The sequence below is a fragment of the Brachyspira hyodysenteriae ATCC 27164 genome, assembly GCF_001676785.2.
GTDB classification, from domain to species: domain Bacteria; phylum Spirochaetota; class Brachyspiria; order Brachyspirales; family Brachyspiraceae; genus Brachyspira; species Brachyspira hyodysenteriae.
On record NZ_CP015910.2, the window covers coordinates 2,704,507 to 2,716,090 of the forward strand.

An 11,584-nucleotide genomic window follows, 5' to 3' on the forward strand; every position below is an offset into this window, starting at 1 on the left:
AAAAAATTAACGAGAATTATAATTAGTAAACATAATATATAGATAAATAAAATTATTAAAATACAGGAGAACTAAAAAATATATGAAAAAAATTGTATTTGTGTTTATAACATTATTAATAATATCAATACAGGCATTCTCAGCAGCTGTAACTACACATTATAATAATTGGAAAATAAGAAGAATAAGCTATAACAATACTGATACAAAAACTGTTACAATGACTATAAAAAATAATAATAATTTAGAAGTATATATTGCCGCTAGAAACAATCAGCTAAGCATAAGTATAAATTGGTATAAAGATAAAGTAGATGAAAATACTCCTGTAGTAGAATATAGTTTCAATAATTCACCTTATAAATCTGTAGAGCCTTTTATGAGATCTTCAAATGATAATTTTGATATATTATTTACTATATCACCTTCTTTCGGTATCATACAGGAAAAAGAAGTTATTGATTTTTTAAATAAATTAATAAACAGCAAAACTTTATCACTGAAAGCCAATAGCAATGGTCAGGCATATACTATTGATGTTACTGGGTTAAAAGAAGCAATGCAGAAAACCGATTTCTCTGGAACTCTATTAGAAAAATATAAAAGTCAGATATTAAAATAATAAAACTAAAAATTTCGGATTTATCACCGCACGCAGAGCAAAACTAAAAATATAATTTTAATAATAATTCAAATATTATTATATTATAAATTTAGTTCATCGTGCGTTAAATAGATTATGAATCTAAGAAAAACTTGGACAGGTGCTAAAATTTCTAATGAAGCTGTAAAAATAATTAATATAAAAACTAAAAATAAATCAGAAAATTTTAAAGGGCGGGGAATGAAAATAAGTTTTTAAACTTATTTTCATTAATTTTTATTATAAGAATTAAATTAAACTATACTAAAGTTATACAGTACATAATAAGCACAGTATAACTTTTCAATCAAAAATTAGAATCCTAATTCTTCATCTATAAATATAATGTGTATTCTCTCTTTTATATGACATTTATTAACTATAATTGTATAAGCACATAATCTTTTTTCTATATCGCATTTTTCCTCATCGCAGATCATATCTCCTGTACAGCAAGGATTATCAACTTTAAATCTCACAGAATTTTCACCGGCAGCAATACTTCTTACTCTTTTTACAGCATCTTCAACAGTATTACAAACTTTATTTCTTCCAACAATCAAAAATACTTTTTTAGGTCCGTAAATGGTAGCAGCAACTCTGTTTCCGCCTCCATCTGTTGATACTATATCACCATTCTTTGTTATGGCATTAGCTGAACATAAATAAACATCACTTGTAAATGCTTTTATTTCTGCTTCTGATTTTAAATCTTTATTATTTCTATCTATAAAATTCTTATTATTCTTCAAATCCTCTAATATCCCCATTTGATTAACAGATGTGCTTCCGCCAAAAGTAATAGTATCATTCTCTTTAATAAGCGACAATATAAATTTCTTTGCATCTTCTTTATTTGCAAAACTATCAAATGCAAATCCTTTTTTACTAAATTTATCTTTTAAAACTAAAGATAATTTTTGAAAATATTCTTCCTGAACTGTCATAAAAATCCCTCATTTCTTTTTTAAACTTTAATTTAGTATAGTACAAGTAATATTTTTTTCAAGCAAATAAAATTTTATTCTAAAACCCCGCCCTTTATATTTTATTATTTAATTCAGCCATTTTTACTTTATTATATTTAGTAATTCAATTAGAAATTTTAACGCCCACCCAAGATTTTTTTAAATTTCTTACTCTATTACCGCACGCAGAATAAAACTAAAAATATAGATTTACTTATAATTCAAATTTTATCATTCTTTAAATTGCATTAACCGTGCGTTAAATAGATTATTAATCTAATCAAAACTTGGGTGGGTTCTAAAATTTATAATTTAAGCTTAAAAAATAATTAATATTATAATTCAAAATAAATCAGAAAATTTTGAAGGGAGGGATTTAGAAAAAACTATAAAATAAAAAATAGCCAGTCCCATTATAAAAATGAGACCAGCTATTTTTAATTAGTTTGCTATAAACGTACTAAATTACTGAATTAAACGTAAAGCACCTTGGTTCATAGTATTAGCTTGAGCCAACATAGCCAAATTAGCCTGACTTAAGATTTGGTCTTTAGCGAATTTAACAGAAGTCTCAGCCATATCAGTATCTCTTATTCTGCTTTCAGAAGCTGCAGTGTTCTCATAAGCGATCATCAAGCCTTGAGCAGTAAGCTCTAATCTGTTTTGGTAAGCACCAAGATTAGATCTTTGTTTAGAAACTTTAGTTAAAGCTTCATCAACTATACCTATAGCACTGTTAGCTTTGTCTATAGAAGAAATAGAAATACCAGTACCTTCAGCAGTTTGTAAACCTAAAGCAGCAGCTGTCATAGTTCCTATATAAACTCTTCTTCTTTCATCCATGTTGGCACCAATATGAAACCACATAGAAGCAACAGGAGCACCACCCTCATTAGGATTAGAGAATCTACCAGTTAACATGTTAAGAGTATTGAACTGAGCATGGCTAGCAATACGGTTAACTTCGTCTACTAACTGAGAAACTTCTACTTGAATAAGCATTCTGTCAGCATCAGTATAGATACCGTTAGCAGATTGTACAGCTAATTCACGAATTCTTTGTAAGATGTCTTGGCTCTCTTGAAGGTATCCTTCAGTAGTTTGAATGAAAGATATACCGTCTTGAGTATTTCTTTCAGCCTGACGTAAACCGCGAATTTGTGTTCTCATTTTTTCAGATACTGCTAATCCAGAAGCATCGTCGCCAGCTCTGTTAATTCTCATTCCAGAAGAAAGAGCAGCCATATCTTTAGAAAGGTCTACGTTTCTAAATTTTAAAGTACGTTGTGCATTTATAGCACTAATGTTATTATTGATGATCATCGTCATCCTCCATGATATTTATTCAAAAAGGCATCCGTGCCTAATTGGCAAAAAATATTAAAGAGAATTTAAGGTATTCCGACAATCTAACTGACTATATGAAGTTGCCAAAATACCATTAAATCCTATATAAAGAATATATTATAACGCCAATAAATATATTCTTATAAATTATATGGTATCAACTAAGCAAATAGGGAGTTCGAGACCGCCAAATACTTGAACTCTCATTTTGCTATACAATAATTTTCGACCCTGTCGGCATAAAGTTTAATTTGGTTTAGCATTTTTTTCTCTTTTTTTCTAAAAAAATTCTAAAATCAATACTATATAATACATTTCATACGATAAAATAAAGAAATTGATAAAAACATCATTTATTCATACATAAAACAATTAAATATAATCAGTTAAACTATAAAAAATTATATGAAATCTGTTAATTCTTTAATTTTTTAAACATTATATTTTTAATCTTTAATAATTTTATTAATTTTTTTATAATTTTTTCCCTAATTCCTCTCCTTATAATTTTTTTAACTATTTATAATACATTAATTACATTTTATTTTTAATTATTATTGTTATTTTGTATTCCAACCATAGTATCTCTTTAATTTTTTATTCTAATAACGCACGCTAAGTAAAGCTAAAAATATAAATATATTTTAATTCTAATATTGTTAATATTAAAAAATCTACTAACCGTGCGTAGAGAACATTTTTAATATAATAGAACCTGGGCGGGTGTTAATATTTCTATATTGGTATTTAAAAAAATTAAAATAAAAATTTTATAGTTATACATTGAAAATAAAGGGCTGGATTTCTTAATAATTTTTAAAATCAATTTTTATTAATTATTTAATAATTTATAAATATATATAATAATATGCATTCAATGAAATATAATACTATTAACAACTCAAGACTTTTTATTAAAATTATACGAACAAATTTATATAATTTTATACAAAAGCTATATAAAAATTAAAAAAATAATAAAAAATATAATTTTAAATTTATATTCTATCCTATAAATAAGCTAAATAAATAAGAACTAGGCCATATTAAAAGTAATGCAGGAAGTAAGTTAACAGCACTTATCTGTTTTATCTGAGCTATACTCAAACCAAGTACAAAAGTTAAAAGTCCTCCTATAGCTACAAAATCATTAAGCATTGCAGCAGATATAAAAGGCATTAACAATTTGGCTATATAAAAACATATGCTAAGTATTACAAATTGAGGAATGACAATCAAATTCATTGCTGTACCTAAAATAGTAGCAAATATAGTTGCAGCAAATATATCCATAATAGCTTTAGATAGAAGTATGCTGTAATCACCAGTTATAGATTCATTAATAGCCCCGAAAATATTAGTTCCGCTTGTACAAAATGTAACTGCCACTATTAAATAAAAAGCCATATAATCATCTTTATTACCATGAATTTTAAAATTGAGTTTTTCAATGGCTCTATGAAATATATTTTTAACTTTTGAATCTAAATCAATAATTTCTCCAATCAAAGCACCTAAAATTAAAGCTAATATTATAGCAGGCAATGAATGAAATTTTATAACTGAAGTAATACCAATAGCCATAGCAGAAAGTCCAAATACCACATTCATAGGATTTTTTATTCTGTGAGGTATTCTATTTTTAATTATACTTCCAAAATTTGTTCCAATAAGAACGCATATACAATCTATTATTATTCCTTTAGGTATCATATTAAATCCCCCATTTTTGAACGGACTACATTAACATGAAAAAACAAAATGTCAAATTTAATAATATAATATAATATAATATAATTTAATCAAAAAATAAAATAAAGGTATATAGGGTATTGACAAAAAACTATTATATAATAAAATAATAAAAACTAAGAGGATATATGAAAAAAAATAAAAAATGCAATTACTTAAATTCTAAGTGATTGCATTTTTTATTTATTTTATATACATAAAATAAATTATTAATTAAATAAAAATGAATTTACTATAAATTAAAAATTTTTTTAATATAATTACAAATTAATAAATAAATTTAAATGATATTTTAACAATAAAGTTTTAAAACTTAATTACATATGCCCACCCTCTAGGCTTTTTAAACTCACTGTTATTTTTGTATTGTATTTCTTTTTTGTTTTTTCTTGTTGTTTTAACCACACCCTAGATTTATTTAAATTTAAAAATACATTCACCGCACGAAATAATGAAGCTATAAATATTTGTTTATTTTAAATTACAACTTCAATTATATGCAAAAAATCTGCAAACCGTGCGTAAATCAATATAAAGTTAATTACATAGATATTATTATTTTTCCGTCTGTATGTTTTTTTATAACACTTTTTAAAGCTTCTGATGCATTATCTATATTAAATACAGTAGAATATATTTTAGGCTTTATATTTTTATCTTCTACAATTTTTGTAATTTTACGAAGCTGTTCGCCGTTAGCACGCACAAACATAAAACGATATTCTTTTTGCTCCTTCATTGCTTTTTTATCATATTTAGAACCAGCAAGAGAAAATAATAATTTTTTAATGAAAGGAAATTTATTGTCTTCAGCAAACTTTTTATTAGGGCTGGTTCTCAAACTCAAAAGACGTCCTCCCTTTTTTAATACGGATAATTCTTTGTCAAATTCATTTGCTCCAAGTGTATCTATAACATGATCAATATTAGAAACTAATTCTGCATAATTTTCTTTATTATAACTAATATATTTATCAGCACCTAAATTAATAAAATGTTCTTTTAATCTTTCACTTCCAGAAACTATAACATTTAAACCTAAATATTTAGCAATTGGAACAGCAAGCTCTCCAAAACTTCCAGAACCTCCAGTTATTAAAATAGTTTGTCCTGATTTTGCCTCCAATTCTTCTGTAAATGCTTGATATGCTGTAAGAGCAGTTAAAGGTATTGCAGCAGATGTAATGAAATCATAATCATTAGGCATAAGAGATATAAACTTACTGTCCACTGCTACATACTCAGCAAAAGCCCCTATTTTTGATATAGGCAAGCGAGTATAAACTTTATCCCCTACTTTGAAATCGGTTACATTTTTGCCTACACTTTCAATTATTCCAGAACATTCATTACCTAATGTTAAAGGCATTTTATAATCCTGTATAAGTCTTACGGCACCTGTTAATATTAATATTTCAAGAGGATTTACTGCCGCAGCCTTTACTTTAATTAATACATCGTTATCAAAAATTTCAGGCATCGGAATATCTGCAATATTGGTATCTATTTCTTTTGAATATTTTTTTATTTGTATAGCTTTCATAATATCTCCATTTTTTATTTTTTATAAAAATATATTTATGTGAGATATAAATCAATATAAAAATGTTGCTCATTTGCAATTTTTGTTGTAATAACGATAGTATTTCTATATATAGAAATGTAATGATGATACATACAACACATATATTGCCTATATTAGAGATTAATAAAAAATTAATGAATAAGTTTTATTTTAGAATTAAAGTTATTTTGCTATGTTATTTTAAAGCTATTATATATTTATTAAATTAAAAAAATCTGCACACCATAGTTAATTTAATAAACATATATACCGTATTGACAAAAAAACTATATACATTAGAATTGAAAAACTATATATGATAATTAAAGAGTAGTTAAATAAAAATGAAAATTAAAAAGAAAAAAAATGAAAGCAATCATAATGTAATAGGTTTAATAATATATCTCTTCTTATCTTTAATTATACCGTCTACTGCAATATCATTTTTTGCTATGGCTGATAAAAATATAAAAGAAAAAAAAGAAATAATATATAATGATAAAGAAATAATATATAATAATAAACAAACTAATGCAGCAAATTTTGACAAAGAAGAAATACTTCAAAAAATAATAACATCATTATTATTAAAAGGAAGTTCATCATCTAAATATAGCAGCTCAAAAGTGGATTTGAAAATTCTTGGTATAAGAGTATTAATTGTATATGGACTGACTTATATATTATCGCTTGCAATTACCGCAATAATAGCCCAAAAATATTATCATGAAGATATAAAAATAAAAGAAGATATTAAAGAGACTATAGAAACAATATTAGTAGGGTTAGCTACTCTGGCATTAATGGCATTCGTTTTAATAGTAACAGTAATAAATATGGAAAGTAATAGAGAATATTTAGCTTTCAGCGGAGTGATTTTTGGTTTTATAGCCTGTATTATCATTAGAAAAATAACATAAATTTATTAGTATTCTAAAAATTTTTAAGTTTGTCAATTTTTTATTCAACTTTTTCCCGCCGCAAAAAGTTGCTGCCGCAGGCACGCTTCGCGAAAGTGCAAGTATAAAACTAGTACTAAATCATACTAAAATCATCTTAAATGTAATGTAATTCATAAAATTAAAGCCAAAATGTAGCCTTTTTGCTTCTTTGTGGCAACAAAAGAAGTGGGGGTGTTACGAAGTACGCAGAGCGGTAGGGCTAGTCCCCACAAATAATAAAAATAATAAAATAATTTTGACAAAATATAGTTGTTTAGGTATATACTAAATTTTTTATTTTAACAATTATAGTTTTTTATATATCAAATTAATTCTATTGCTTTTTTATATTTACTGCAATTTTTTGTTTAATACTTTTATTTTAGGCTTACAATAAACTAACTCCAATAAACATCTATACCGTATTGACAAAAAAACTATATACATTAAAATTGAAAAACTTTATATGATAATTAAAGAGTAGTTAAATGAAAATTAAGAAGAAGAAAAAAAATGACAGCAAAGTTAATGTAATAGCTTTAATAATATATGTCTTCTTATCTATGATTATACCGCCTACTTCAATATCATTTTTTGCTAAGGCTGATAAAAATATACAAGAAAAAAAAGAAATAATAGATAATAATAAACAAACTAATGCATCAAATTTTGACAAAGAAGAAGTACTTCAAGGAATAATAACAATATTATTAAAAGGAACTTTATCATCTAAATATAGCAGCTCAAAAGTGGATTTGAAAATTATTGGTGTGAGAGTATTAATTGTATATACACTGACTTATGTATTATCGCTTGCGGCTACCGCAATTATAGCCCAAAAATATTATCATGAAGATATAAAAATAAAAGAAGATATTAAAGAGACTATAGGAACAATATTAGTAGTGTTTATTACTCTGGCATTAATAGCATTCGTTTTAATAGTAATAGCAATATATATGGAAAGTAATAGAGAATATTTAGCTTTCAGCGGAGTGATTTTCGGTTTTATAGCCTGTATTATCATTAGAAAAATAACATAAATTTATTAGTATTCTAAAAATTTTTAAGTTTGTCAATTTTTTTATTCAACTTTTTCCCGCCGCAAAAAGTTGCTGCCGCAGGCACGCTTCGCGAAAGTGCAAGTATAAAATTAATACTAAATCATACTAAAATTATCTTAAATGTAATGTAATTCATAAAATTAAAGCCAAAATGTAGCCTTTTTACTTCTTTGTGGCAACAAAAGAAATGTGGGTGTTACGAAGTACGCAGAGCGGTGGGGCTAGTCCCCACAAATAATAAAAATAATAAAATAATTTTTGACAAAATATAGTTGTTTAGGTATATACTAAATTTTTTATTTTAACAATTATAGTTTTTTATATATCAAATTAATTCTATTGCTTTTTATATTTACTGCAATTTTTTCTTTAATACTTTAATTTTACGCTTACAGTAAACTAATTCCAATAAACATCTATACCGTATTGACAAAAAAAGCATATATAATAAAATATATTTAGGATTATGAAAAATAAAATGCTATTTAATTAGACATTTATTAATTTACACAATACAGTTTTATTTTCTATATAAAAGTCTATATTACAATAAAAAGTATTGTCTTCATATTTTTCTAATCATAATATATATATATTGGTATTTTAGCCATTCATAAAAATAAAAAAAAGGAGTAAATAATTAATTTTCTTCCATTACTATGGATTGCAATTACTATATTTGCTTTCATTATGTTAAAAGATAATATTATAACCGCCAAAGAATATTTTAGTATAGCAGCAGGAATTACCGTAGGTTTACTACTCTCAAAATTTAAGTATTAAGGATATATAAAATATTTATGAAAGATTTTATTTTTAATTTAATATACAAAATCAATATACCAGAAAATGATTTATTTAGAATGTCGGCATTATTTTTATGCTCTTTTATAATAGTGTTTTTAATATTAGTACTGATTAAAGGAGATTTTAGATTTGATGAGTTCATTGGGGATAGTAATGGTATAGGTTTGGGTATAATTATAATATTAGTAATAGCATTTTTTGGAGTATCAGGATTTTTTATAATAAAATACATTGAAAATACTTATGAATATATATTTATAGCCATTGGTATTATAACGGCATTATTCAATATAAATGAAAATAATATAAAAAAGACATTAATTGTTGCTTTGATATTTTTTCTTATACTTTTATATGCAGCATTTTTTAATACCTCATCAACTATAAATGATACAGCTATCAATAATCAAAACATTACAAATAATTATACTAATGATTTGAAATCAACTTTATCTACTCAAAGAAATATTTCTGACTTATTACTAGGATATAACAATCTTTTTCCTTCAGTTTTATTCGGTGATATTACATTAAAAGATTATATCATTATAGGATTAATTTTCATTTTATCTGCAACTGTAATTATTTATATAATTAAAAGAATTGAAAAGAAAAAATCAAAATAAATATCAGTACAAAAAAATATAATTTATTAATTTTGTATAGCTAATCAATTTTATTAACTTCTATATTTTTATAATTTTTATGCACACACAAAAATAAATCTCATAAAAGTTTATGATTTAGTAATACAAGCATAATTATTCATTATTTTTTTTATTATCCTTATCCCTAAGATATTTACTAATTAACAATCCTATAAATGATATTATACCACCGCAAAAGAAAGCTGATAATTCTAATATGCTTTCTGTACTTCCAGGCATATTAAAAATAGCTAAGTTTTCATGTATTTTATAAATAATAACTGCACTTATTACAAGAATTATTGCAAGTAGAATAATATAAAATTTATAAGAGGTGTTTTTAAAAAATAGTATCTCCATCAAAATGCCTATAATAGCACATCCCATCATAAATATTATTATTAATCTCACACATAAATCTTTTGAATCCTCTTCAAAATCTACGTTAGGATGCTCTTTATCTCTCCATCTGAGGTAGTTACGGCGAATTTCTTTAATTTCTATATTATTATTAAAATCATAACTATTTTCTAAAATAATATTATTATCACTTACTATATAGTTACCATTATAAATGTTGTTTTCTTCAATTTCTTCTATTATATTTACATTATATACATTATAATTATGTTTTGTCATTTCAGTATAAAATATAAAAGAAACAATAATCACTACAACCGCTAATATACTAATCTTCATATAAACCTCTTTTAAAAATGCTTACTGCAAATTAATAAATATTTATCATAAATTGATTTTTATTTCAAGTTATTTGTTAGTACCTAGACAATGTATTAATAAAAAAATAATTAACGCACGGTAAATAAAGCCTTAAAATAAGTTTTAAATTTAATTACATTTGCCCACCCTTTAGGCTTTCTAAACTCACAGTCATTTTTATATTATCTTTCTTTTTAATATTACCTGTTATTTTAGCTGCCCACCCAAGATTTTTTTTAATTTGTAGAGTATTTTTACGCACACAGAATAAAACTAAAAATATAAATTTAATTATAATTCAAATCTTATTAACTATAAAATTTTATTCACCGTGCGGTTAGTAAATCTATAATTTTAAATAAACCTTGGGCGGGTGCTAAAAAGATAATCTGAACTTTTAAATCTAAATAAAGTTTGATAGAAAAAGAGATTAACAATTCTAAAGGGCGGGGAATTAGAATAAAATTTAAACAAATATATTATTTTTATTTAAATAATAATCTTCCCAATACAAAGCCTATTATAAAGCCTATAGGTAAAGATAAATACTCCAATATGTTTTTTATATTCTCATAATTTATAAAAATAATTAGCCCTGTAATTATAACAGATACAATGAGTATTATTTTTGCAGCGATTAATTCTTTTTTAGGTAAGCTATTTTTTAATAATAATATAAAACTAAGTAAAAGACCTATAATAAGAGAGCCTGTGAACATAATAAACACTCTGTCTTCTTCAAGGTCAAGATCAACATCTCTGTATCTTCTTATGTTTTGATATTCAATATCAGAGTCTGTATTATAATTATCTTCTATTATGTAGTTATCTTCTACTATATAATTTAAATTATAAATGTTAATTTCTTTATTGGTATTATTTTTTATCAAATCATTATAAAATATGTAAGAAATTATAATGAATATTAATATAATGGTTAATCTATTTGTTTTTAAGAATTTCATTTTATTTCCTGAATATAACAGCTAAATATAATTTTACTATAATTTGAAACAATTATTATTTCAATACTAAAATATAATTGACATAAAAATATATATTTTACATCCTTGAATAATAAGCGATTTTATTATATAATATTTGATTATACTTGTAATATTGAAGAATTTC

11 protein-coding genes are annotated in these 11,584 nt (G+C 24.3%); 5 read left to right on the forward strand and 6 right to left on the reverse strand.

Features of this window, described 5'->3' with window-relative positions:
* Positions 1 to 82: 82 nt before the first annotated feature.
* Positions 83 to 622 carry a hypothetical protein gene (locus tag BHYOB78_RS11805; RefSeq protein WP_020064838.1) on the forward strand — a complete coding sequence of 180 codons (540 nt, stop codon included), beginning with the start codon at positions 83 to 85 and terminating at the stop codon, positions 620 to 622.
* A gap of 117 nt (positions 623 to 739) precedes the next feature.
* Positions 740 to 862 carry a hypothetical protein gene (locus tag BHYOB78_RS13860; RefSeq protein ID WP_020064839.1) on the forward strand — a complete coding sequence of 41 codons (123 nt, stop codon included), beginning with the start codon at positions 740 to 742 and terminating at the stop codon, positions 860 to 862.
* Between the two features lie 95 nt (positions 863 to 957).
* Here the strand turns inward: BHYOB78_RS13860 and BHYOB78_RS11810 are convergent, their stop codons facing one another.
* From BHYOB78_RS11810 to BHYOB78_RS11825, 4 genes are all read right to left on the reverse strand, one after another.
* Positions 958 to 1,590 (reverse strand): lactate utilization protein, encoded by a 633-nt coding sequence (locus BHYOB78_RS11810; RefSeq protein ID WP_020064840.1) that lies wholly within the window; start codon positions 1,588 to 1,590, stop codon positions 958 to 960.
* Between the two features lie 486 nt (positions 1,591 to 2,076).
* A complete protein-coding gene (locus BHYOB78_RS11815) occupies positions 2,077 to 2,934 on the reverse strand; it encodes a flagellin N-terminal helical domain-containing protein (RefSeq protein ID WP_020064841.1) in 858 nt (285 codons plus the stop codon).
* A 1,029-nt stretch (positions 2,935 to 3,963) separates the two neighbouring features.
* A complete protein-coding gene (locus tag BHYOB78_RS11820; protein WP_020064842.1) occupies positions 3,964 to 4,671 on the reverse strand; it encodes a DUF554 domain-containing protein in 708 nt (235 codons plus the stop codon).
* Between the two features lie 580 nt (positions 4,672 to 5,251).
* Entirely contained in the window at positions 5,252 to 6,253 is a 1,002-nt protein-coding gene (locus tag BHYOB78_RS11825; protein ID WP_020064843.1) for an NADP-dependent oxidoreductase, read from the reverse strand.
* 365 nt (positions 6,254 to 6,618) lie between these two features.
* Here BHYOB78_RS11825 and BHYOB78_RS11830 point away from each other — a divergent pair, with 365 nt between their 5' ends.
* From BHYOB78_RS11830 to BHYOB78_RS11840, 3 genes are all read left to right on the forward strand, one after another.
* The gene (locus BHYOB78_RS11830) at positions 6,619 to 7,194 is read left to right on the forward strand and encodes a hypothetical protein (RefSeq protein WP_020064844.1); all 576 of its coding nucleotides are present in this window, start codon (positions 6,619 to 6,621) and stop codon (positions 7,192 to 7,194) included.
* Positions 7,195 to 7,703: 509 nt separating this feature from the next.
* A complete protein-coding gene (locus BHYOB78_RS11835) occupies positions 7,704 to 8,258 on the forward strand; it encodes a hypothetical protein (RefSeq protein WP_012671017.1) in 555 nt (184 codons plus the stop codon).
* A gap of 821 nt (positions 8,259 to 9,079) precedes the next feature.
* The gene (locus tag BHYOB78_RS11840) at positions 9,080 to 9,712 is read left to right on the forward strand and encodes a hypothetical protein (RefSeq protein ID WP_012671018.1); all 633 of its coding nucleotides are present in this window, start codon (positions 9,080 to 9,082) and stop codon (positions 9,710 to 9,712) included.
* A gap of 135 nt (positions 9,713 to 9,847) precedes the next feature.
* Here BHYOB78_RS11840 and BHYOB78_RS11845 read toward each other — a convergent pair whose 3' ends face one another.
* Positions 9,848 to 10,432: a hypothetical protein gene (locus tag BHYOB78_RS11845; RefSeq protein WP_020064961.1), complete on the reverse strand. Its 585-nt coding sequence runs from the start codon at positions 10,430 to 10,432 to the stop codon at positions 9,848 to 9,850.
* Positions 10,433 to 10,938: 506 nt separating this feature from the next.
* Positions 10,939 to 11,418, reverse strand: coding sequence for a hypothetical protein (locus BHYOB78_RS11850; protein WP_020064959.1), 480 nt, complete (start codon positions 11,416 to 11,418; stop codon positions 10,939 to 10,941).
* Between the last annotated feature and the right edge of the window lie 166 nt (positions 11,419 to 11,584).

Coding starts and splice junctions, on each gene's coding strand:
- BHYOB78_RS11805 (WP_020064838.1), top strand. CDS start 83: ATGAAAAAAATTGTATTTGTGTTTATAACATTATTAATAATATCAATA.
- BHYOB78_RS13860 (WP_020064839.1), top strand. CDS start 740: ATGAATCTAAGAAAAACTTGGACAGGTGCTAAAATTTCTAATGAAGCT.
- BHYOB78_RS11810 (WP_020064840.1), bottom strand. CDS start 1,590: ATGACAGTTCAGGAAGAATATTTTCAAAAATTATCTTTAGTTTTAAAA.
- BHYOB78_RS11815 (WP_020064841.1), bottom strand. CDS start 2,934: ATGATCATCAATAATAACATTAGTGCTATAAATGCACAACGTACTTTA.
- BHYOB78_RS11820 (WP_020064842.1), bottom strand. CDS start 4,671: ATGATACCTAAAGGAATAATAATAGATTGTATATGCGTTCTTATTGGA.
- BHYOB78_RS11825 (WP_020064843.1), bottom strand. CDS start 6,253: ATGAAAGCTATACAAATAAAAAAATATTCAAAAGAAATAGATACCAAT.
- BHYOB78_RS11830 (WP_020064844.1), top strand. CDS start 6,619: ATGAAAATTAAAAAGAAAAAAAATGAAAGCAATCATAATGTAATAGGT.
- BHYOB78_RS11835 (WP_012671017.1), top strand. CDS start 7,704: ATGAAAATTAAGAAGAAGAAAAAAAATGACAGCAAAGTTAATGTAATA.
- BHYOB78_RS11840 (WP_012671018.1), top strand. CDS start 9,080: ATGAAAGATTTTATTTTTAATTTAATATACAAAATCAATATACCAGAA.
- BHYOB78_RS11845 (WP_020064961.1), bottom strand. CDS start 10,432: ATGAAGATTAGTATATTAGCGGTTGTAGTGATTATTGTTTCTTTTATA.
- BHYOB78_RS11850 (WP_020064959.1), bottom strand. CDS start 11,418: ATGAAATTCTTAAAAACAAATAGATTAACCATTATATTAATATTCATT.